The organism is Paraburkholderia kirstenboschensis (assembly GCF_904848585.1).
GTDB classification, from domain to species: domain Bacteria; phylum Pseudomonadota; class Gammaproteobacteria; order Burkholderiales; family Burkholderiaceae; genus Paraburkholderia; species Paraburkholderia kirstenboschensis.
On the sequence record NZ_CAJHCR010000010.1, the window covers coordinates 97,597 to 119,516 of the forward strand.

At 62.3% G+C, this 21,920-nt stretch carries 16 protein-coding genes and 1 pseudogene; 3 read left to right on the forward strand and 14 right to left on the reverse strand.

Annotated features, from left to right (window positions below):
- Positions 1–426, reverse strand: a complete 426-nt coding sequence (locus tag JMY24_RS23655) for a TOBE domain-containing protein (RefSeq protein WP_128594689.1) — start codon at positions 424–426, stop codon at positions 1–3.
- Positions 427–544: 118 nt separating this feature from the next.
- Between JMY24_RS23655 and JMY24_RS23660 the strand changes: the two genes are divergently transcribed.
- From JMY24_RS23660 to JMY24_RS23670, 3 genes are all read left to right on the forward strand, one after another.
- Positions 545–2,275: an SH3 domain-containing C40 family peptidase gene (locus JMY24_RS23660; RefSeq protein WP_128594688.1), complete on the forward strand. Its 1,731-nt coding sequence runs from the start codon at positions 545–547 to the stop codon at positions 2,273–2,275.
- A 206-nt stretch (positions 2,276–2,481) separates the two neighbouring features.
- Positions 2,482–2,946 (forward strand): VOC family protein, encoded by a 465-nt coding sequence (locus tag JMY24_RS23665; RefSeq protein ID WP_128592381.1) that lies wholly within the window; start codon positions 2,482–2,484, stop codon positions 2,944–2,946.
- 36 nt (positions 2,947–2,982) lie between these two features.
- Entirely contained in the window at positions 2,983–3,456 is a 474-nt protein-coding gene (locus tag JMY24_RS23670; RefSeq protein ID WP_128594687.1) for a VOC family protein, read from the forward strand.
- Positions 3,457–3,877: 421 nt separating this feature from the next.
- Here JMY24_RS23670 and JMY24_RS23675 read toward each other — a convergent pair whose 3' ends face one another.
- From JMY24_RS23675 to JMY24_RS23735, 13 genes and pseudogenes are all read right to left on the reverse strand, one after another.
- Positions 3,878–4,141, reverse strand: a complete 264-nt coding sequence (locus JMY24_RS23675) for a PAAR domain-containing protein (protein WP_128592379.1) — start codon at positions 4,139–4,141, stop codon at positions 3,878–3,880.
- Positions 4,062–5,321, reverse strand: a complete 1,260-nt coding sequence (locus JMY24_RS23680) for a tetratricopeptide repeat protein (RefSeq protein WP_236597484.1) — start codon at positions 5,319–5,321, stop codon at positions 4,062–4,064. Before JMY24_RS23680 ends, JMY24_RS23675 begins: the two co-directional genes overlap by 80 nt.
- A 33-nt stretch (positions 5,322–5,354) precedes the next feature.
- Complete coding sequence (locus JMY24_RS23685; RefSeq protein WP_236597485.1) at positions 5,355–6,806, reverse strand: SEL1-like repeat protein; 1,452 nt, start codon at positions 6,804–6,806, stop codon at positions 5,355–5,357.
- Positions 6,803–6,943: a hypothetical protein gene (locus tag JMY24_RS23690; RefSeq protein WP_164853435.1), complete on the reverse strand. Its 141-nt coding sequence runs from the start codon at positions 6,941–6,943 to the stop codon at positions 6,803–6,805. The genes JMY24_RS23685 and JMY24_RS23690 overlap by 4 nt, the downstream gene beginning before the upstream one ends.
- A gap of 90 nt (positions 6,944–7,033) precedes the next feature.
- On the reverse strand, positions 7,034–8,572 hold the full coding sequence (locus JMY24_RS23695; RefSeq protein ID WP_201703066.1) for a tetratricopeptide repeat protein: 1,539 nt from the start codon (positions 8,570–8,572) through the stop codon (positions 7,034–7,036).
- Between the two features lie 122 nt (positions 8,573–8,694).
- Positions 8,695–10,626: a phospholipase D-like domain-containing protein gene (locus JMY24_RS23700; RefSeq protein WP_201703019.1), complete on the reverse strand. Its 1,932-nt coding sequence runs from the start codon at positions 10,624–10,626 to the stop codon at positions 8,695–8,697.
- A gap of 44 nt (positions 10,627–10,670) precedes the next feature.
- The gene (locus JMY24_RS23705; protein WP_201703021.1) at positions 10,671–13,355 is read right to left on the reverse strand and encodes a type VI secretion system Vgr family protein; all 2,685 of its coding nucleotides are present in this window, start codon (positions 13,353–13,355) and stop codon (positions 10,671–10,673) included.
- A 43-nt stretch (positions 13,356–13,398) separates the two neighbouring features.
- Positions 13,399–15,267 (reverse strand): type VI secretion system baseplate subunit TssF, encoded by a 1,869-nt coding sequence (gene tssF, locus JMY24_RS23710; RefSeq protein ID WP_236597493.1) that lies wholly within the window; start codon positions 15,265–15,267, stop codon positions 13,399–13,401.
- A 45-nt stretch (positions 15,268–15,312) separates the two neighbouring features.
- Positions 15,313–16,356, reverse strand: a pseudogene (gene tssG, locus JMY24_RS23715) (type VI secretion system baseplate subunit TssG); the annotation flags it as partial.
- A gap of 491 nt (positions 16,357–16,847) precedes the next feature.
- Positions 16,848–17,771, reverse strand: coding sequence for a recombination-associated protein RdgC (locus tag JMY24_RS23720; protein ID WP_128594685.1), 924 nt, complete (start codon positions 17,769–17,771; stop codon positions 16,848–16,850).
- A 234-nt stretch (positions 17,772–18,005) separates the two neighbouring features.
- The gene (locus tag JMY24_RS23725; protein WP_128594684.1) at positions 18,006–19,241 is read right to left on the reverse strand and encodes a glycosyltransferase; all 1,236 of its coding nucleotides are present in this window, start codon (positions 19,239–19,241) and stop codon (positions 18,006–18,008) included.
- Positions 19,241–20,596 carry an O-antigen ligase family protein gene (locus JMY24_RS23730; protein ID WP_201703022.1) on the reverse strand — a complete coding sequence of 452 codons (1,356 nt, stop codon included), beginning with the start codon at positions 20,594–20,596 and terminating at the stop codon, positions 19,241–19,243. The genes JMY24_RS23725 and JMY24_RS23730 overlap by 1 nt, the downstream gene beginning before the upstream one ends.
- Positions 20,596–21,723, reverse strand: coding sequence for a glycosyltransferase family 9 protein (locus tag JMY24_RS23735; protein ID WP_201703023.1), 1,128 nt, complete (start codon positions 21,721–21,723; stop codon positions 20,596–20,598). Before JMY24_RS23735 ends, JMY24_RS23730 begins: the two co-directional genes overlap by 1 nt.
- Positions 21,724–21,920 lie beyond the last annotated feature (197 nt).

Below are 21,920 nucleotides of genomic sequence, written 5' to 3' on the forward strand. Positions count from 1 at the left end.
CTACGACTCGATACCGACGATCACACTCGATGCCTTGAAGATCGCCGTCGCCGCTTTGCCTGCCGCGAGGCCCAGGCGCTCGGCACTCTCGTTGGTCACGACCGCGGCGATCTGCGCGCCGCCCGCGCCGATGATCACCTCCGAATTGACCGCGCCTTTCGTTACTGCCGTCACGGTCCCCGGGATGCAGTTGCGCGCCGACACCTGATTCTTCGCTACGTCGACCATCACGATAATCGAAGACGCCTTCACCAGCGCGAAGGCTTTCTTGCCTGCGGCGAGACCAAGCGCCGTTGCGCTGCCGTGCGTGATGATCGCGACGATTTCGAGTCCGTCAGCGGTGCGCAGCGTGACTTCGTCGTTTACGGCGCCGTGCGTGACTGTTATCACTTCGCCGGCAAACTGGTTGCGTGCGCTCGTTTGCATGTCGTGCTCCTTTGGTTCAACGCGCGAGGCGTCGAATGCGTTCGTTTGCTAATCGATCAAGTGTAATGGAACGCGCGACGCCGTATCATCGTGCCCTTGGACTTACTTTGCCGAACTCATGCCTGTAGCCGTCCCTTCCCGCATCGCTCGCCTGTGGCCGAACGCCGCGCGCGCCGTCGTATTTTCCGTGGCTCTCGCTTCGCTTACGGCGCTTGCCGCGTGTAGCAATCCGTCGCAGACACGCGACGCGCATGTTACCGCCGATACGATTACGCTGTTTCCGCTCGCCGCCTATGATCAGGACGTCGATCACTGGCTCGATCCGTCCAGCCCCGGTTACGACCAGGCGTTCCTGAGCGCCGCCGACCAGCAAGCGCATTTCCGGGCGCTCTATGCACGCTACTTCGGCACCGGCACGAATGCGCCGTCGCCGTGGAATTCCGCGTACGTCGCCATGCGAGTCTACCGCCAGCAAGGCGCGGATATTGTCGCGTTGCAGCAGCGCCGCATCGCCAGCTTCGACAATAGCGGCAAGAGCGGCGCGGCTATCGGTTATGGCGAGAACTTCCGCCCGCACGACAAGGCGTGGATCGACGCCATCGCGCGGAACATGAACGTCGCGCAGTTCGCCGAGGCGCCGGTCTATCAGCCCACACGGCGCGCAATCGCGACAACCAACCTCATGGTGCGCGAGCTGCCGACCTCCGACCCGTCGTTTTACAGCCATCGTCTGGCTGGCGAAGGCTATCCGTTCGACAACCTGCAAATCTCTGCGGTGCGGCCGGGCACGCCGTTGTATGTGCTGGGCACGAGCGTCGACGGCGCGTGGCGTTATGTGCAGACGCCGGACGTGCAGGGCTGGGTGCGCAGCGACGGCGTGGGCATGGCGAACGAGCGATTCGTCGATACATGGCGCGCAGCGACGGCGAAATCGCTCGGCGCGGTGATCGCTGCTTCCGCGCCGGTGCGCGATAGCCGCGGCGTGTTCCGCTTCGATGCGGTTGCCGGCACGCTGCTGCCATTGATCGCGCGCTCGTCGGTCAATGCGGGGCACAGCGCGAAGACAAGGGCGGCGGCTGACGGTGGCGCTAGCGGTGGTGGCGCTGCGAATGACCTGAGCGTGGACGCGGATGCCAACGCTGGTCCCAACGCGAATGCCGGCGCCGACGCTAGCGAACGTCGCGCAGTCGCCGACACGCCAACTCCACGCGAAGTCCTCGTGCCCGCACGGGACGCAGAAGGCGACGCGATCGTGCGCACAGCGGAGCTCAGCGACACACAGATTGCACCGATGCCGCTCGCCGCCACGCCGCGCCATCTCGCGAAGCTGATGAAAGCGCTGATCGGCCGGCCTTACGGCTGGGGCAACAGCGGCCTCTACAACGACTGCTCGTCGGAATTGCAAAGCATCTTCGCGACCTTCGGCGTGTGGTTGCCGCGCCATTCGTCCACGCAGATGAGCGCCGGGCGCATGATCGATCTGTCCGCTTCGACGCCTGGACAACGCCTCGACTATCTGGCGCAACATGGCGTGCCGTTACGCACGCTGATTTATATCGGCGGGCATGTGATGCTTTACATCGGCAATACGACTCGCAACGGCGTCGCGGTCCCGGTCGTCTATCAGGATGTGTGGGGATTGCGTCCGGCTGACAACAGCCGGCGCGCGGTGATCGGCGGCTCCGTCATCCTGCCGCTTTTCGAGCACATTCCTGAAGATTCCACACTGCAGTCACTCGCGGCCACGCCGACTTTCCAGATCAGCATACTCGGCGCGCCCGCCGGCGCGGCGGCGCCCTCGCCAGGACCCGCAGTGGCGCCTGCGGACGAAGACAATCCGGCGGGCTGAGGGCTGTGGGCTGAGGGCTGAGGGCTGAGGGCTGACAAGAGACTTTCACGCATTAGAACGTTGGTCGGTCACGCGCACGTTCGTGCTGAAAAATATTTTTTACGGAGTGTCGATCCGGCGGTGACGTACTCGTCGTAACGTTGGAAGCCTGGCTGAAACAGTCGGACTTTCAATCCACGAACCTGTTACTTCAAGGAGTCGCCGTCATGACCAGCACTGCTGTCAAACCGATCCCGGACGGGATGCACTCGCTCACGCCATACCTGATCTGCGCAAACGCGGCCGAAGCCATCGCGTTCTATACGAAAGCCTTCAACGCCGTCGAACAGTTCCGGCTGCCGGGACCGGGCGGCAAAGTGATGCACGCGTGCCTGAAAATCGGCGATTCGATGCTGATGCTCACCGACGAATGGCCTGAACACCAGGCGTTCGGACCGAACCACCTGCAAGGCACGCCGGTGACGATTCACCACTACGTCGAAGATGTCGACGCCAGTTTCCAGCAAGCCGTCGATGCGGGCGCGACCGTCAAGATGGCTGTCGCCGACATGTTCTGGGGCGACCGCTACGGCCAGCTGAAAGACCCGTTCGGCCATAGCTGGTCGTTGGCCACGCACAAGCGCGATCTCAGCACCGAAGAGATCCAGCAGGCCATGGCCGCCATGAAGTAACCCGCGGCGCGTCCGCTCAAAGAGCAGGAGACCGCCATGCAGAAGATCGCGCCGTGTCTGTGGTTCGACGGGAATGCTGAAGAAGCGGCAAGCTTCTATACGTCTGTTTTTTCGGGGTCGCGCATTGTCACCACGATGCATTACACGGAGGCGGGCCCCGGACCCGAGGGTGGCGTGCTGGCGATCACGTTCGAGATTGAAGGCCAGGAATTCATGGCGCTGAATGGCGGCCCGCAGTTTGCGTTCACGCCGGCGATCTCTCTCTTTGTCCATTGCAGTTCGCAGGAAGAAATCGACAGCTATTGGGCGAAGCTTACGGACGGCGGCGCACCGTGGCAATGCGGCTGGCTGACGGACAGGTTCGGCGTCTCGTGGCAGATCGTGCCCGATGTGCTCGTGACCATGCTGCGCGATCCGGATACCGCCAAGGCGAATCGCGTGATGCAGGCGATGATGAAAATGGTGAAGCTCGATGTCGAGGGGTTGGAGCGGGCGTATCGGGGTGAGTAGTTTGAGTGGTGGGGTGAAGCTGCTTGCAGGATATGTTTGCAAAGCCGTAAAAGATCACAGCGTGTGATGTATGGTGAGGCTACGCATCGTTTTTCGGGCGACGTGTGGGGAAAAGTCTGTTCCCCACACGCCCGGAAATTTTTCGACCACCAGCGCGTGGTGCAAGACACATTTGCCGTGACGGGTGCCAGCAGCGCCGCTCATCTTCTTTATTGCTTGCTGGTTCTGCTTTGGTCTGAATGCCCTCAAGAGTCGGGCGCATTGCCTTTCAGTTCGAAGTCTTCCGAACAGTTCGCCATTCACCACTCCTTCGAATAACTCGCCCGTAGCGAACCGCCCACGCGGCCTGGACAGTTCAACTGGTTAAACGATGCTGATAGAAGACCGCACCCGCACGTGGCGTTGCTGTGTGAACAACGATTCACGATATAGATAAGGTGCCGGTACGGCTGACCAGTGAGCAGCCGCACTCCGCGCGGTGGCCGTCAAGGGCCACTGGCTTACCGCTGAAAATACTCGACTCATCACCTTCGGCGATAGAGTTGACGCCATGCTCCGTGCAGTCAACCAGATCACCCTGACGGGCGATGCCCTTTCCATCTACGCTATCGACGTCGGAGCCGGTGATGACCGTGCCGCCGTGGGGGGCCATTGTGTCGCCCACTACAATTACCTGCCGTGCCATTGTGTTTTCCTCTGTATCTGATAATCCGGGTAGCTAAAGGGTGATCTTTTTTACGCCGGGTGGCGGCGGCGGCGTGACCGCCTTGGCTGCGTCGATCAGCGTCTGTTTGTTGCCGTCCCACTTCGGCAGCGGTGCGGGGGGGAAGTGGCAGTATCTTGTCAAGGTTTGGAAGCTTTAGCCGGCCGTCATAAAACTCCAAGGCCCGGGCAAGCTTGCTATAACGTTCGGCACGCGCCTTATCGATATGCCCAACAAGATTGCTGCCCGCTTCGAGGTCAAAACCGTCGAACTCGGTGAATAGCGCGCTTGCACATTTTGCACTACCGAGTTTCACCCCTTCATGCAAAACCTTGAGCGCACGAAGCTTGGCCTCCGGTGTATTCGGACGTGCATAGATTAAGCTCAGCTTTTCGCCTGCATCCCCGTAACCCTGTGCAAACGCGCATTCGAGCATCGGGACCGCGACAGCCAGATTGCCCCAGAAGCCTTCACCCGGATTGTCGTAGGTGCCGGCCATCTTGTAACCAAGGAACGTCATCGCCGACGGACTGCCCATGTCGGCCGCGCGCTGGAAAAACGCATAGGCACTCGACGCATCGCCGCCCCAGACCATACCGTTCTGATGGTAGGTGCCCATCATGTCGTACGCATCCGGAACGCCCAGTCGCATCGCCTTCTCGACCCAGCCAATCGCCCTCTCCGGGTCCTGTTCCGGCACGCCGGGGTAGCCACTGACAATCAGCGAGGCAAGATTGAGCATCGCCTTCCAGTGGTTGCGTCCGGCAGCCTGAAGATATAACTGGTAGATCTGCGGGTAGTCCCGTTCCTTGTAATAGATATCCGGGCTGTCCAGCGCCAGCGCCTGCTGAAACCAGGCTTCGGCCTGCGGATCAGTGGCGGGCACATGCTGCTCCTGATACACGCAGGTAAAGCTCTTGCGATGCGGATCGAACAGCGGCAGTTTCTCGTAACGCGGCAGGCTGGACATGGTGGCGGTTACTTTATCGGTCAGTGAGGTAAGGATGCCTGCCTGAACGCCGGTGACGGTCAGGCAAAGGGCAGCGATCAGGACGCGGCAGAGCCGCGCAACGGAAATCAGTCCGATTACCTTCATGCCGAGCTTGCCGCGGTCAACGTACTTTCCCTGCCCAGCCATGTCTCTTCCCTGTCGATCTGCCATCCTGTTTTCCCTGTCAAGTTATCGCCTGCCGGCTTACAGCGTGATCTTCTTCACACCGGGCGCATCGGCATCGGCGTTAGGGCTGCCGTGATAGATCCATCGCACGCTTTCCGATGCGATGTCGAGGAAGCGTTCGCGCGGCTCCGGGAACGACTGGCCCGCCTCCACAAACGCCTGCTGTTCCCAGCGGTTGTACAGTCCGGCCAGCGGATGATCTGCGGCGACACGGCCCTCCCAGATACCCGTTTGCGGGCAACGCTGCACGCCATTGCATATCAGGCGCGATTCGGGCGGAGACACCAGTCGTAGCAGCCCGGCCTGGAGCATCTGGGTCAGGAAGACCTCACGCCCGGGAGGCAACTGGCGGGCTTCCGTCGGGTAATGTCCCGTCATGTCAGCCGGTGTCTGCCATGTTGTGGACTGCGAGGTTTTGGGCGGCGGGAGCGTGACTGCCTTGGCAGCGTCGATCAGCGTCTGGCGGCTGCCATCCCACTTCGGCAGCGGCGCGGGGGGTAACGGCAGTATCTTGTCCAGGTTTGGCAGTTTCAGGCGACCCTGGTAAAACTCAAGGGCTCTGGCCAGGGTGCTATAACGTTCAGAGCGTGCCTCGTCGATGTGGCCTGGCAAATTGCGGCCACTGGTCAGATTGAAACCGTCAAACTCGATGGACAGTTTGCTTGCACATTCTGCACTCCCGAGTTTCACCCCTTCATGCAGAACCTTGAGCGCCCGAAGTTTGGCTTCTGGCGTCTCGGGACGTGCATATATAAAACCGAGCTTTTCGGCGGCATCCCCATCACCCTGGGCTAATGCACATTCGAGCATTGGGACCGCGACAGCCAGATTGCCCCAGAAGCCTTCGCCCGGATCATCGTAGGTACCGGCCATCTTGTAACCAAGGAACGTCATCGCCGACGGACTGCCCATGTCGGCCGCGCGCTGGAAAAACGCATAGGCACTCGTCGCATCGCCGCCCCGGACCATACCGTTCTGATGGTAGGTGCCCATCATGTCGTACGCATCCGGAACGCCCAGCCGCATCGCCTTCTCGACCCAGCCAATCGCCCTCTCCGGGTCCTGTTCCGGCACGCCGGGGTAGCCACTGACAATCAGCGAGGCAAGATTGAGCATCGCCTTCCAGTGGTTGCGTCCGGCAGCCTGAAGATATAACTGATAGATCTTCGGGTAGTCCCGTTCCTTGTAATAGATATCCGGGCTGTCCAGCGCCAGCGCCTGCTGGAACCAGGCTTCGGCCTGCGGGTCAATGACGGGCACACGCTGATCCTGGTACAAGCAGGTGAAGCTCCTGCGATGCGGGTCGAACAGCGGCAGTTTCTCGTAACGCGGAAGACTAGACATGGTGGCTGCCAGCCTGTTGGTCAGCGAGGTGAAGGGCCCTGCCTGCACGCTGGTACCGTACAGGCAAAGGGCCGCGATCAGCAGGCGGCCGAGTCGGGCTACGGAGATCGAACCGTTTGTTTTCATACGAGCGTCGTATTGCCGGATGACGGAAGGGTGACCGATGCGTGCATCGCTGTGGTGGCCCGGCGATCTTCGAACGGCAGCAGGAAACCTTTCGTGTTCTCAACGCCCTTCATTCGGATGACGAGGCTGTCCTTCATTTGCGTATTCCAATCCCTGGCGATGACGGCATCCGAGCCCGGCCTGCCGTGCCATCGCATTCTTCCTTGAATCAGATCATGTCGGATGGCTTAAAGAGTGATCCTTTTTAAGCCGGGTGCATCCGCGTCGGCGTTAGGGCTACCGAGGTAAGTCCATTGCACGCTTTCTGACGCGATCTCCAACAGGTGCCCGCGTGGGTCCGGAAAGGACTGGCCCTGTTCCACAAACGTCTGCCGTTCCCACCGGTTGTACAGTGCTGCCAGCGGGTGCTCTGCCGGTATGCGGCCTTCCCAGATGCCAGTCTGGGGGCAGCGTTGCATGCCGTTGCATTGCAGATTTGATGCGGGCGGCGATACCTGTCGCAGTAGTCCCGCCCCGAGCATCTGTCTCAGGAAGACATCACGCCCCGGAGGCAATGGACGAGCTTCGCCGAGGTACTGCCACTGCACTTCTGCTGGTGACAGCCATTCAAAGCGCGAACCTTCAAAACGTTCACCGGTCTGGTAACGCTCCGGAAACTGTCCACGCGCATACGCCGGTTTTTCAGCGCCTGTCATCGACGGACTGTAGAGCGCGAGCCAGTAGCCGGTTTCGGGCACTGGCTGGTCACCGGCGACCGCATAAGGGCTTTGCGCGAGCGACAGCACGCCATGGCCTTCCAGCATGAATTCGCGCCCGTGCAACATAGCGCCCTGTCGTGCTCTGGGCGGCAGCGTGACCGCCTTGGCTGCGTCGATCAGCGTCTGTTTGTTGCCGTCCCACTTCGGCAGCGGTGCGGGCGGCAGTGGCAGTATCTTGTCAAGGTTTGGCAGTTTCAGGCGGCCCTCGTAAAACTCCAGGGCTCTGGCCAGTGTGCTATAGCGTTCGGCACGCGCCTTGTCGATGTGGCCCACGAGATTGCTGCCATCTTCGAGGTCAAAACCACGAAATTCAGGAGCTATGCTGCTAGCGCATTTTGCACTGCCGAGTTTCACGCCTTCATGCAGAACCCTGAGCGCACGGAGCTTGGCCTCTGGCGTATTCGGACGAGCGTAGATTAGACTCAATTTTTCGCCAGCGTCGCCATAACCCTGCGCAAATGCACATTCGAGCATCGGGACCGCGACAGCCAGATTGCCCCAGAAGCCTTCGCCCGGATCATCGTAGGTGCCCGCCATCTTGTAGCCAAGGTAGGTCATCGCCGACGGACTGCCCATGTCAGCGGCGCGCTGGAAGAACGCATAGGCACTCGTGGCGTCGCTACCCCGGATCATGCCGTTCTGGTGGTAGGTGCCCATCACGTCGTACGCGTCCGGCACACCCAGCTGCATTGCCTTCTCGACCCAGCGGATCGCAATCTCCCGGTTCTGCTCCGGCACACCGGAGGCGCCACCAACAATCAGCGACGCGAGGTTGAGCATCGCCTTCCAGTGGTTGCGTTCCGCCGCCTGAAGATACAGCTGGTAGATCTTCGGATAGTCCCGGTCCTGGTAATAGATATCCGGGCTGTTCAGCGCCAGCGCCTGCTGGAACCAGACTTCCGCCTGCGGGTCATTGGCGGGCACATGCTGGTCCTGATACACACAGGCAAAGCTCTTGCGATGCGGATCGAACAGCGGCAGTTTCTCGTAACGCGGCAGGCTGGACATGGTGGCGGTTACTTTATCGGTCAGTGAGGTAAGGATTCCTGCCTGAACGCCGGTGACGCTCAGGCAAAGGGCAGCGATCAGGACGCGGCAGAGCCGCGCAACGGAAATCAGTCGGGTTGCTTTCATGCGAGCGCCGTATTGCTGGAGGACGGCAGCGTGACCGACGCGTGCATCGTCGTGGTCGCCCGGTGGTCTTCGAACGGCAGCAGGAAACCCCGAAGGTTCTTGCTCCCTGCAATTTGAATGTCGTGGTTATCCTTCATGCGTCCTTCCCATTGGTCAAACACATGAGGCATCCTGGCCCGGTCTCCCGTCCCGCTAGTCACTCCCCCCGAATGCAGTTCAAACACCCGCTGCCTCAGCCCGCTTGCCCATTCCAGCCCGGTCGCCGCGATATTGATCTCGCTGTCCACCGCCATGCTGCGCTGGTTCAGGTTCGCGCTGCCCAGCGTCACGAACACGTCGTCGATCAGCATCAGCTTCGAGTGAATGTAGATTTCCCGGTACGCCATCTTCCCGTTCGCGTCCGCACCGCTGGTGCGCAACCGCGCCACGCTCACCTTCAGCCCGAACGTCGCCTGAAGCTCCTTCAGATCAGGACGGTTCAGCACCTTGTTGCCCTTTGCGCCCTCGTGGGCATCCACGTAATCCTGATCGAGCTTGCCGCCGTCAACGTACTTTCCCTGTTCGGGCATTGCGCTGCTCGCCCCCAGTTCCGTCAGCATGTCGAACGTGCGCGGCACCATCCCGTCATCTTCAGGATGCGGAATGACGATGAACAGGTGCAGCGACGGAACCTCCATCATCGGTTTGCGCGATAGCCTCGCCCAGGCGTCGCAGAATTTCTTGCGCTCGCCCTTCAGATTCCGCACAAATTCCGGGTAGAAGAAGTACTGGTTCTCGATGTAGATGTAATTGCGTGCGTAACTCGTCGCCTGGAAATACAGGTCCTTGATGGTCTTTTCATGCTCGTGCGGCTGCGTGCGCACGATCTGCACCTTGTGCGCCGGGTTGGCCGGCAGCGTCGGCAGGTTGGGCGGCTTTACCGTCGGATCCGCCGTGAGCCTCAGCTTCCCGGCGAACGCATTCCAGCCGTTCACAAAATTCTCGTGCAACTGCTGCAGCGCCGGGCCGACGACACGGCACGCATAATCCTGATAGGGCTTGGTATGCCGGTATGTCGCGGTACTGGCCAGTTTCTGTGTGGCCGTTTCGTGTTTGCGTTCGTCGCCAGTCCTGGCATTCGACCAGGTTTCGCGCAGCGGATCATCCAGCGTGTGCTCGGTGGTGTCCCAGAAGTCGGTGACCGAATTCAGCCCCATCACGTAACCCACCGCCTTGCTGCCGCCGTCGTACGCATAGTCGATCAGCACCGGCTTCTGGTGATGCGTCGGATAGCCCACCAGAAGGCCGGTTTCATCAACCGGACTGCCCCATTGATAGGCAGGCTTGTCCTCCTCACTGGTGAGCGCCTGCTGGACATCCTTTTTGTCAATGCTGCGCAAAACAATCTGCAGGCGCGGATTCTTCCCGCTTCCACTGCCATTGGGCAGATTACGCCCCCACCACGCGACGCAATCCTTGTTGCGTTCGGCGTTGTTATAAGGCGAGGATCCGCCTGCTAGTTTCGCTACAGGATTCCAGCTGCCCTGATCGGTATAGCCGGGCATGTTGTTCTGTTTCGCCGACGCCACCTGGTCGTACCAGATCAGCAGTCTCACGGTCACCGGGTGATCTTTTCTGGTGGTGATGCGCTCGAGGATTTCACCATATGTCTCGCCCCGCTTCCACCGGTCTCCCTTGCGCACCAGTTCCATGCCCGGATCGAAGCCCCAGCAGATCAGGTCAACAGTCTCTTTCGCTTCCGACAGGTCCTTCGCAATGGAGGCGAAGCCCTCCTCGCCGCAGATCATGAAATCGAGCCGGTTGCCTTCCGTAATCGGCGCGAGCGGATTACCTTCCAGCAGCCATTGCACCGAGCCTTGCGCCGTTCTTCTTTGTTCATCGATGGCAACGTTTGCCGTGTTGTGGGTCTTCAGCGGGAAATGTGGCACGTCGTCTTCCTTGTCGATCTGTCTTGATGAAATGGCGCTCGGCCTTAAACGAGACGTTCACCGCGGTTGGTGCGGTAATCGGTATGATCAGGATTGCCATTGAGTGCATCACGCACATTGAGATCAAACTGACCACCGTTACTTAGCCTGACCCGGTAAGCGGATGTACCCGGCTGGTGGTCCTTGACCACAATGCGGCCGTATTCATCGGTGAGACCGTGGCCGATTTTCACGGCGCCCTTGTAGAGTTCGTACGGTTCGTTCAGGTAACGATGCGCCTCACCAGCCAAGGCGCTCAGCGCAAAGTGCAGGTCCTCCCTCACTGGGGCCGTCATAGGCAACACCGGCTTTTCCTGGTTGTCCGGCCCCGTGAATGCACGGCTGGCCGCGTGAACGGCAAAGCCACCTGAAGTACCGCTCGTGATCTGTCCTGCGCTCCACCGGGTATAACTACCGCCGCCGTTGATCACCACTTCGTCCTTCGCGGTGATCGTGATCCGGTTGGCGGTGTGAGTGATGTTCAGCTTCGCCAGAATGTTGACGCTGTCTTTCAGCGCCTTCAGATCGATGTCCCCGCCGGCGGCAATCAGGTTCATGCCCGCCTTGACGCAGAACAGCCTGATCCCGTTCCTGATGCTTGCCAGCAGCCGTCCGCCAGCTGACACGCTCACATGCTCGCCACTGGTCAACGCAATATGTTCACCGCTCGCAACATGTGTGGATCGCGCCGAGGTGGTTTCGATACCGGCAGGGCTGGCGAGAACCAGATGCGGCCTGGCCAGTTCGGGGAAGTGGCCTTCGTTGTTGCCGCCCGCCCCTCTGATTTCGTCGTTCTGCGCCTTGATGACCTTCGTGACATCGCTCTGATCTTTGTCCGGGTCCTGCGCCTGGTTCTGCTGCGCCAGTCCAGCCAGGCTTTCATGCTGCTCGCGCGCCTGCGTGAGCCGCTGCACCGTCTCGCCCATGTCCTTCGCGGGGGCCTGCGCACCGTCGCGCGTTTCCGTGGTGATGAGCAGGCCTTTGTTTGCCCGGAACACGCCGTGCGCGTCGGTGGCGATCTCGACACCCTCGCCGCGCGCCTGCTTGCGTCCCTCGCCGGGCACAATGCGCGTGTTGTAGCCCACCACCAGCCGGGAATTCGCCTGGTCACTCGTCACCTGCGCCTGCAACTCGCCCGGCGTGTCATCCGCGACGAACTGGTTCGACGCGCCCCCGTTCAGGCTGCGGCTACGCATGCCCGAGAGAACGTGGTTACCCTGCAACGGCCACGGCGGCATGTTGTTCGCGTTATAGGCCTGCCCGATCACGAACGGCCGGTCCGGGTCGCCGTTGATGAAATCCACGATCACTTCCGTGCCCACACGCGGCACGCCGATGCTCCCGTGCCCGTTACCCGCCCATGGCGACATCACCCGCACCCAGCACGATGAGTTCGCGTCCCTGTCCGGTGACCTGTCCCAGCGGAACTTAAGCGTCACGCGACCATACGGCTCGGTGGACACGACGTTCCTGTCGAAGCCCGTCACCACAGCCGTTTGCGGGCCGGTTGTGCGCGGCTTCAGGACCGTGCGCGCCGGGCGGAACACATTGGTCGCCGGCTGCACGGTGAACTCAGTGCGGAACCGGTAGACGCCCAAACCGGAGGATTGCGCCGTCTCCTCGGCGTCGAGCTTCGCGCGGATCACCATGTATTCCCGATTCGCCTTGCGGTACGGATGGTTCTCCAGATGGAAGCTCGTCCCGCACACGACATTGCGCACGCTGCCCCGGCCCTCTGCCCGCTCGCCGCGCGCAAAGATTTCCTCGATGCGGATCTGCGCGAGCTTCGCCCCCTCGGCCGGGTCCGTGTAGTCGCCCGGCCACTCGTAGCGCGCCAGATCGTTGTCCACCGTCTCCTGCGGCTGGACCCTGCGAACCGCGAGATGCGCCTCGGGCTGCTTGAAGTCGTAGTCGCTGGTTGTCCACACGCCCGACTGCAGCGTCTGGGCGATATCGAACGCGTCGATATACTCGGCATCGAGCTTGTGTCCCGGCGGGTAGTACGCGAGCGTGTGATACGCCTCGCTGTCCACCGGTCTGTGCGCGCCCACATGGTCCACGAACACCATCGTGTGGTGGGTTTGCGTATGTTCGAAGAACCAGTAGATGCCGTTTTCCTGCATCAGCCTCTGGATGAAGGCGAAGTCCGTTTCGCCATACTGGACCTGGTAGTCGAGTGGCGGGTAGATCCGGCTGGTGCGCCAGGCACAGGTGTACCGGTAGGCCTGCAAGACCTCGCGGATGATGTCTCTCACGTTCTTGCGCTGGAAAATCCGGTAGTCCGAGCGCTGGTCCGCCAGAAAGATCCACGGTTGCAGGGTGAGCTGGTAGTGGCTGAGCCGGTCCTGCTGCCCGACAAAGCGCGCGCTCGTGACGATGCCGCTGATTTCACGCGTGCCGCTGCCGATATTCCGTGCCCACACGGGGCCCGACGACCGGCTGATCCCCTCAAGCTGGATGCTCACCGTCAGTTCGTTGCCGATCATGTCGCGCAGGTCGAGGTTCGCCGCGTCGTCGGCCAGCATGTCGAGGTCGTCCGGCGTCACCATGTCCAGCAGGTATGTATAAATTTCCGACAGGGCTTCCTCGCCGCGGATCGATCGGAGCACCAGTGCGGGCTCGCCCGACGGCGACCTGGGCAAGGCCGCACCGCTGGCTGTGATAGTGCGTTGGGTCGAAAACTTCAGCATGCGTCTCCTTCGTCCAGAATCGATTGATGCAATGGCCGGCCATTCAGGCCGCGCTACGCGTGCCCATGCGCGGCGGCCACTGTGCGACGGGGCCGCGCTGTGTCGAGCGCATGGAGGTCTCCACGAAGGTATGCATCGAGACGTGCCGTGCGAGATAGTGCTCAAGGATCAGCCCGAGCAGATACGGACTCTCACCGGCGAGGCCCGCTTCATCGACCGTGAGCGTGCAGCCGGTGCCGCAGCCGAAAACGGGTCCATCTGCGTCGGGCAGCCTGCGTGTGACCGTGAGCATCTCGACGCCCGCGATGCCTTGCACCTGCTGCACGAAGCGAGGGTTGTCGCCGGTTGCGTACAGCAGGAGCAGTTCGCGCAGCCTCTGGCCGCTGGTGTCCTCCAGCGGCAGATAATTGAAGTTGAGCTGACGGACCAGCCGCCAGGCTGTGGCGCCTTGCGCAAGTGGTGCTTTCGGCGCGGTCGGCGCGCGGATCAGTCCAACGCTGCTGACTGGCGCGCTGACGACCGGGGTGAGATCGTCCACGCCGTTCACGTGCAGAAGACTGGGCAAATCACGATTGGTGACCCACACCTGCGCGCTGATGTACCGCATGTCGTCATGAGCAGGCGCACCGTGTGCGTCGACCAGCGACATCAGCATCTCGCCCGGCGCGTAGGCGGCGCGCGTCTGGTAGCGGCGCGTCAGGTCGCCGCCTTGCGCCGGCTCGCGGGTTGCCACGAAGTACCGTTCAGCAGTGTTTGTTTCGTTGTTCGCGAGCGGCTCGTACAGCGGATGGAACTGAAGTCCCGAAGATTTCCTGTCGACAAATCCGGACAACGCCGAGACTGAAAACACCTCGTAATCTTCGGGCGCGAGTGGATCAAAAAGCAGCGGCGCCGGTGTGTGATCGTCAGGCAGCCTGAGCCGATCTACCTTGACCGGAAACAGGTTGATGACAGGGGTGCAGAAGAGCGCAAAGTGAGACGCCTCGACCCGATTGCACAGGTCGCCTGCGGGGCGGTCGAGCAGCACGACGATCTCAACCTCCTGACCTCTGATCCGGCGCAGGCCCGCCTCGAGCCCGGTCAGTGCGAAGAACAGGAAGCGTTCGGGGCAGACCGCATATTCATGCAGCAGGTTGTGGCCGTGAAACTTCGGCCAGACAAGCGGCAGCATCGCCTGGTCCGTGCCGAGTCCTTCATGCACGACGGCATCACGTCTGACAGCGTGCAGGGGCTCGTGAACAGTCGCGAAACTACCCGGTGTCGCGAGCACGGATGCAATGCCCGCTGTATGCAGGAGTTCGAACAGTTGCGACGCGGTCTGCACGTCGCCCGCGAGATAGACCGGCAGGCGATCAAGCCCGCGCAGCTGGCCAACGGTGATGCTGCCGGTGGTTCGCAATCGCAGGCGCAATGCGCCGCGCACTTTCCGGTCGGGACGCACGTAACGGTCGAGCGCGGGGATATCGGGCGGAATGCCGGTCAGCCGGGCGCTAACGATTTCCAGTGGATACAGTGTGACGTCCTGTGTGCTGCGGAACTGGCATGGCGAGCCGCCTCCACCGGGCACGTCGGACGCAAACAGGCTGCCACGAGCAAGACAGACTCCGCCGGCAAGTTCGCCCTTCGCGTGATCCGGGTAAAGCCGTGCCACGCTCATCGATGGCGTGGGCGCCAGGTAGTTTGGATAGAGGCATTGCAGCAGCGGTCGGGTGAAGTCAGGGAACGCGGCATCCAGCTTCAGGCGCATGCGCGCAGCCATGAAGCTGAATGCCTCGATCAGCCGCTGAACGTAGACATCGCCGATCTCGCCCGCCTGCATGCCCAGACGCCGCGCGATTTTCGGATGCGCCTGCCCGAATTCAGCGGCGAGTTCCCGCAGATACAGTAGCTCTTCGTTGTAGTACGACAGCAGGTGGCCCTTGCCGGTATCGCGGCGTTGCCTGTATGGACTGTCGCGCTTCGTGAATCGCGTCGCGTAGTAATCCGGTTCAAAGCGCATGCCGGTAATCGGCGCATTGGTGGGCGCATGCCCGAGCCACCCCGACCATCCCAGTCGCTGCGGCCCACCCAGTACCGCAGGCGGTGCGCCCTGTGGCTTGATGCGTAACTCCAGTTCCCAGCGGGAACCCCGTCCGGTGAATTCCGTCACGCACTCGACCAGCTTCGGCAGGTCCACACCCTGCGGTGTGAAGCGCAGGTAGGCGTCCATATCGAGCGGTCCCAGGATAATGCGGAACTTGTGCTGGCGATCCGGCACCTGCTCGCCGAGCATCGCGCCCATCGCCAGGGTTGACGACTCCACGGGCGCACCAAGGTAACTGTGGCTGGCCGGCGCGGTTTCCATCCAGTGAAAGACGTATTCCTCAATCGCGACGGGTACGCCGAAGTAGTGTTCGAGCGTCGCGCGCAAGTCCTCCGGATTGCGGCCTTCACGCACCAGGTGCGCGGATGCCGCCAGACGCGCATGCGCAGGAAACGGCTGATGAGCAATTTCGTCGACATCGTAGCCCGTGAGGCTTGCGACGTAGAACGAAAACGCTTCATTGTCCGGCCGGTCGAGCCCTGCGGCAGCCTGGCCCGACGCCCACGCCCGATACAGCAGCGTCAGATAGCGGTGATGAAAGATATCGAGGAAATCAACCAGCGTCGGGTCGTGCCGGTTCTGCTCGCGCTCCCGCGCAATCTCGGTGACGTGAACGGGCAGCGGCCCGTTTGGCCCGAGCATGCCCAGACCCAGAAGCCGGATTTTCAGACGCCCGTTGACCGTGCACACGTCGGCAATCTCGCGCGGCGCGAATGCAAGGCTTGGTGCCTGACCGAGACGGAAGGGTTCTGCCTGCGGGCGCCGTGCAGTGCCGATGGGATCGATGCGGGGATCAGCACCGATGCGACGCAGCAGGGAGATAAATCCATAGCGCCAGGGTTCAGCCCGCAGTTGTTCAACGCTTTCTGGAGAAAGCACCACGTCGGGCGCGGCCGGGTCGACAGGTGCGCGACTCATCAGGCTTCGTCGCCCGTGCTCAGATGCAAGGAACGGACGGCGCGTTCACGCAGACGGGGCGCTTCAACGGTGCAGCAATCGGCGGGATGAGAATGCACGCTGCGACAGATCTGCCCGGGCACGTGCCCCGCCGTTGCCCCGTCATTCGGGCTCCCGTGGTGTGCGTCGCTCATCGCCATAGCCGTCCGTTGCTGGATTCCTGACCCCTGATTATGAGCAGGCCAAGTTCATCCGGGTATCAGACCAGCGCCGGACGCCTACCGGATTTACCGAAAAAGCATGCGGAAAATTCAGATTGCGATGCCGCGTCGCCACCGTTGGCCATAACTATCGCCACGAGGCATTTGCGTATGAACGGCAGAAAAAAATAGCCCGCGCGAGGCGGGCCGAATAGCTATGCGTCAACAGGTGTATGTCAACGGAGGCTGAGAGTTAGAAACCATGTAAGGACGCCGGTCTGCATTACCGGTGGGCAACTCTACCTAACACCCTCAAGCCGCCGCGGCCTGCAGCACCGCATCAACCTGCTCTCCGCCCAACGCGTCGAGCAAGTCGCCCAGCATGCGATCGAGCTCCGCAGTCATCAGCGTGAAGTCCGAGTCGAAGCGCTCGTCGTCGTTCTGCGCGGTCGGGTCGCTCGCTTCTTTCAGCACGTCGAGCGGCGCAATGCGCTTGATCGTCAGCGAAGGCGTCAGTACGAACGACACCCGATCGTTCCACGTCATCGCAAGCCGCATGCATTGCTTGCCGGCCTCGATATGACGGCGCATATCTTCGGCGTCCAAAGTATGTCCCACGTAACGCACCGTCGCGTTGCCTTCCGCCGGCGAGCGCAACTCGGTGTCCTGATCGAGCGTGAAACCAGCGGGCCCCTCGCCCGACAGCAGCCAATCCGTCATGGCCGCAACCGGCGATTGTGTGACGCGCACGGTACCGAGCGGCAACTGATCGATCGACTTCACCAGCAGCCCGCGCACTTCGTCGGCTACCGCTTGCGACGCTGCATCGATGACGAGCCAGCCGTTGCGGCAATCGATCCACACGCGCGTATCGCGGCGAATACTGAAAGCGCGCGGCAATAGTTCGTCGGTGACCTGCTCCTTGAGTTCGCGCATCTGTTTGCGGCCGGGCTTGAAGCCCTGCTGCTCTTCCAGTTCGGCGGCGCGCGCCTTCGTGACTTGCGTGACGACCGAAGCCGGCAGCAGTTTCTTTTCGGTGCGAAACGTGAGCAGCAATTGCCCATTGAGCGCATACACAAGCGAATCATTGTCGCGAGGAGACGCCCAGCCGTGGCTTTGCATCTCGACACTATTGCCGGGCGCGAAAGCATGCGGCGCGAGCCACTTCTGCATCTGTTCGGGGGTGATGGACCACGGCGCGGGAAGGCGGTGAAGCTGAAGGTTTTTGAACCACATGGGCAGAGTCGAGTACGGGCAAAGCGCACCATTCTATCTCTATATGGCACGTCGCCCGACATGCCAGTGATCTCGACGGCGAGCGGCGCCGGCGTCGGCGGCACACACGCGGCACGCGGCGGCACGCGGCGGGAACGCGCGCATGTCGCACCCTCTGCCCGCACCATGAATTCGGCACACAAGGGGACCAGCGTTTAGAGATCTACGCAACCGCCACGCAGTCAAAGTTCCGGCTCACCGAGGCGTCGCCCCCTTCTCGCTCAACAGCCTCGAGGCCACTTCGAGCATCCGCTGGTTCGCGCTCGCGGGCGCAAAACTGGCGACCTTTTGCAGTGCTGCTTGCACGAGGCTACGGCGCAGTTCGGTCTCGGTGAGAAGACGTTCCATGGCCAGCGCCATCGCGTCGACATCGCCCGGCGGCACTAACAGGCCGGCTTTGCCGCCCTCCAGCAGATCGCGGGGTCCCGTCGGGCAATCGGTCGATAGAACCGGCGTGCCGAGCGCCATGGCCTCGCCGAGGACCATGCCGAACCCCTCGTAGCGGCTGCTCAGCACTAGCAGTTCCGCCTGCCTGATATAGGGCGAAGGGTTCGCACAAAACCCCAGGAAATGCACGGACGAGGCGATCCCCAATTCATGCGCGAGCTGCTCCAGCTCGCCTCGGTCCCGGCCCTCGCCGATCAGCACCAGCGCCGCGTTGCAGCGCCCACGCTCGCGTAACCGCGCGTAGGCTCGCAGCAGCGTCTTATGGTCCTTCTGACCTTCGTCCAGACGCGCCACCGACACAATGAACGAGTCCGCCGGACGTTCAATCCGCTCGGACGCCGCGCGCCGCAACGCCTCGACGTCGATCACGTTCGGCAACTCGATAACGTCCACACGGCTTGTCGCGAAAAGGTCGCGCGCTTCGCGCAGCATGGCTGGCGTCAGCACGGCCACTGCGGAGTAACGTGAAAAATGCCTGACACGGCGGGCAACGTAACGCTCGCTCTTGTTGCCAAGCCGTGCGGCGAGGCTGAAGTGGCTCACGCCAATCCACGGCACGCCGCAGCTGCCTGCCAGATGACGCAGCGAGAAATCGAAGTCGCAAACCAGGTCGTGCTGGCTCGCGAGGCGCCGCATGCGCCGCGCCGCTAGCGGCCGGATCGCGCCGTAGGTCAGCGCCTTGTGCAACAGCTTCGCGCCGAGGCCCAGTTTGCGCCGGCGCGCTTCCTGATGCAGCGCGACCATCCATTTCGATGAAGCAAGCACATGGACATCGACGTCGTCGGGAATGGAATGCGCGCGCCAGAAGGCCAGGTCGTCGGTCGGATAGGCCACCGAGAGGCTTGGCGCGAACAGGCGGCGGTCCAGTGTTTTGAGCCACGACAGCAGCGCCGTCTCGGTGCCGCCCTTACCGAAGTCGTTGATATGAAACAGAATGCGCAGCGGCGCGCGGTGGGTTTCTGCGGCCTGCAATGTCTCGCTCATCACCGCCCTTTCTCACCCAGCTTGACGGTCTGCGATTCGCGCAGCGGCTCCGCCCGCCCGGCCGTGGACAAGGTGTGCTCGGCCTGTTGCGACGATCCGGTCGAAGCTCTGCCGTGCTCCGCGTAACCCAGCAATAGGCCCGCGAACGACCAGAACGCCAGCATGGTCGTCTGCCACATGAAATCATCGGTCATGTTCTTCGCGATCATGCCGGCCACCAGCGCCACGCCTGCGGCGCATAACCACGGTTCCACCCGCTGATACCGCCAGAAACGCGCAACCAGGCTCAGCAACAGCGCCGTCTGCAGCACGACGCCAATGAAGCCGGTCTGCAGCCACGTGTTGATGAACAGGTTGTGCGCATGCGTCAGCGCTTGCGGTTCGGCCGCCAGCAAAGCGGGCGGCATTGCATTGCGATAGACCATGCCCGGCAGTGGCTTGCCGATACCTATGCCGGCCCAGGCGTGATGCTTGGCCTCGCCGACATAGAACGCCCACAACTTCGGGCGCGTATCGGCCGATACCGTATCGCCGATGGCCGACAGCGAGCCCGGCACGTAGACCTGATGACCGTCGATCACGACGTCGCGCGCCTGCGTGACCTCGGGCGCGGCACCGCTCGTGCGCAAACGGGAACTGAGTTCGAGCGTGCCGACGCCGGCTGCACCCACCACGGCAATGGCCAGCACCGCGAGCATGGGGCGGCGCCGATACAGCGGAAATAGCGCGACGATAAGCGTTACGGCGGCGGCCGGCCAGAAAAAACGGTTGAGCGTCGCGAGCCCGATAAAGAGGCACAGCACAATGCCGCTCGCGCCGACCACGCGCCAGCGCGGACGCAGCAGGAAGCCCGCGAAGAGCGCCATCGAAAATACCGCAAGCGTGCTGGTATGACCGACGCGGTTATAAAAGTGCAGCGGGAAGGTGTTGGCCGTAGGCGGTTGCAGATGCCCCCAGTTGAGCGCGCTGATCGCGGCGAGCGCAAGGCACGCCAGCCAGTTGACGGCGACCACGGGCTCGGGTCGCCGCAGTTGGCTGCCGAACAGCCAGAAGCCCCAGAACGACACCAGCGGATAGAGCACCTCGTCGCACCACGCGTGCAGACTGACCATCGGATACGGAGACCAGGCCACCGAAGCGAGGCTCCACCCCACCCATCCGGCGACCGGCAGCAGCAGCGGCCAACGCGGCAGCGGCGGACGGTTCGCCGAAAAGGCAGCCGCCGCCACGCCAAGCGCAAGCAACACGAGCGCGTTGAAGACGATCGCCGTCATGTGGCCGAACATCACCACGAACAGCAAGACCGGACAGGCAACCCAAAACAGGCGCTCCACTCGCGCAGCCGTGTGAGTCATTACACTTTCACCAGGATATTTTGCAAAACGTTGAATACCGACTCGACCGTGAGTTGGCCCATGCACTCGGTGTGGTCGCCGCGCCATGCCACGCAGGTCGTCTCGTTGCGATCGCAGCGCCGCACCCATGCTACCTTGCGGCGGAAGATAAAAGGCTGATCGCGGCACGGCATGTCGGCAATGGTGAGCGGCACGAACGGGACCTCGCGCCAGTAGCGTCCGGCGCCATGAATCTGCGCGTTGCCCGGCCCGAAGAGCGCAAGCGTAGGCACCCCGATCAGGCGCCCAAGATGTGCGACGCCGGTGTCGGGACAAACCACGGCCTGTGCGCCAGCAAACAGATGCCACAACTCACCGAGACCGAGCCGAGCCGCCAGATTTGGATGACGCGCTTGCGGGTCGATCTCGCGGATCAGATCGCCTTCACCTGGACCGCCGGTCCACACCGGCAGATAGCCGAGCGCTTCGACTCGCTGCGCCAGTTCGAGCCAGCGCGCATTCGGCCAGCGCTTGACGCTCGCACTCGCGCCCGGATGAAGCACCACATAACGTTTTGTGAACTGCGCCTGCTCGGGCAACGCGAGATGCGGCGGCGCCGGCCAGTCGGCGGGCCGGTAAGCGCGCGGAGGCGGCCCTTCGATCAGTTGCGCGGCGAGGTCGGCCCAGGCCTCGGGCGCATCGGGGTATGGCACGCTCCGGTCGAGTGGCCAGTTCTTCCAGGCGGGCTTGTCGCCGGAGTGTCCGACGATCCACCGGCAGCCGGCCGCGAGCGCGAGCCAGCTATAGCGGTTATCGCCGAGCACGAGGCCAAGGTCGTAAGGTCCGGAAAGCAGAATGTTCCGCACGGACTCTGGATCGCGCGGATCGAACGGCAACGCGCTAACGCCGAAAGGCCGCCCGGCATATAGCGGCACTATGGCTTTCGGGCAGGCCAGAAGAATGTCCGCTTGCGGATATTGCGTACGTAACTTGGCGAGCAGCGGCGTAAGCAGCAGCGTATCGCCGAGCAAAAGATGATGCGCAATCAGGATACGGCGCGTGCTCTGCGGCTCGCGGCGCAAAGGCTTGACGAGCAGTCGCGGAATAGCCGACCTGAAGATATGAAGACGCCCGGCAAGCCGACTCATAGGCTCATCGGCGCGTTTGTTTCCGCCGCGATCTTGCTGTACGCCGATACCCGGCGCGAGGTCGCGTTCGCCATGCACAATCTCCAGCGTATTCTTTTCGACAGTCCAGTGCGGCGGCTACGGCCCCGTCGTGAGGGGTAGGCGCGCCCCGGCGACGGCGCTGCTCGCCCGCCGCCCGTCCTCGCGAGCATGGAAGC

What these genes read in the sequence shown, in the direction of transcription:
- JMY24_RS23655 (WP_128594689.1), bottom strand. Translation starts at nt 426, where the DNA reads ATGCAAACGAGCGCACGCAACCAGTTTGCCGGCGAAGTGATAACAGTC.
- JMY24_RS23660 (WP_128594688.1), top strand. Translation starts at nt 545, where the DNA reads ATGCCTGTAGCCGTCCCTTCCCGCATCGCTCGCCTGTGGCCGAACGCC.
- JMY24_RS23665 (WP_128592381.1), top strand. Translation starts at nt 2,482, where the DNA reads ATGACCAGCACTGCTGTCAAACCGATCCCGGACGGGATGCACTCGCTC.
- JMY24_RS23670 (WP_128594687.1), top strand. Translation starts at nt 2,983, where the DNA reads ATGCAGAAGATCGCGCCGTGTCTGTGGTTCGACGGGAATGCTGAAGAA.
- JMY24_RS23675 (WP_128592379.1), bottom strand. Translation starts at nt 4,141, where the DNA reads ATGGCACGGCAGGTAATTGTAGTGGGCGACACAATGGCCCCCCACGGC.
- JMY24_RS23680 (WP_236597484.1), bottom strand. Translation starts at nt 5,321, where the DNA reads ATGGCAGATCGACAGGGAAGAGACATGGCTGGGCAGGGAAAGTACGTT.
- JMY24_RS23685 (WP_236597485.1), bottom strand. Translation starts at nt 6,806, where the DNA reads ATGAAAACAAACGGTTCGATCTCCGTAGCCCGACTCGGCCGCCTGCTG.
- JMY24_RS23690 (WP_164853435.1), bottom strand. Translation starts at nt 6,943, where the DNA reads ATGAAGGACAGCCTCGTCATCCGAATGAAGGGCGTTGAGAACACGAAA.
- JMY24_RS23695 (WP_201703066.1), bottom strand. Translation starts at nt 8,572, where the DNA reads ATGTCCAGCCTGCCGCGTTACGAGAAACTGCCGCTGTTCGATCCGCAT.
- JMY24_RS23705 (WP_201703021.1), bottom strand. Translation starts at nt 13,355, where the DNA reads ATGCTGAAGTTTTCGACCCAACGCACTATCACAGCCAGCGGTGCGGCC.
- JMY24_RS23720 (WP_128594685.1), bottom strand. Translation starts at nt 17,771, where the DNA reads ATGTGGTTCAAAAACCTTCAGCTTCACCGCCTTCCCGCGCCGTGGTCC.
- JMY24_RS23725 (WP_128594684.1), bottom strand. Translation starts at nt 19,241, where the DNA reads ATGAGCGAGACATTGCAGGCCGCAGAAACCCACCGCGCGCCGCTGCGC.
- JMY24_RS23730 (WP_201703022.1), bottom strand. Translation starts at nt 20,596, where the DNA reads ATGACTCACACGGCTGCGCGAGTGGAGCGCCTGTTTTGGGTTGCCTGT.
- JMY24_RS23735 (WP_201703023.1), bottom strand. Translation starts at nt 21,723, where the DNA reads ATGAGTCGGCTTGCCGGGCGTCTTCATATCTTCAGGTCGGCTATTCCG.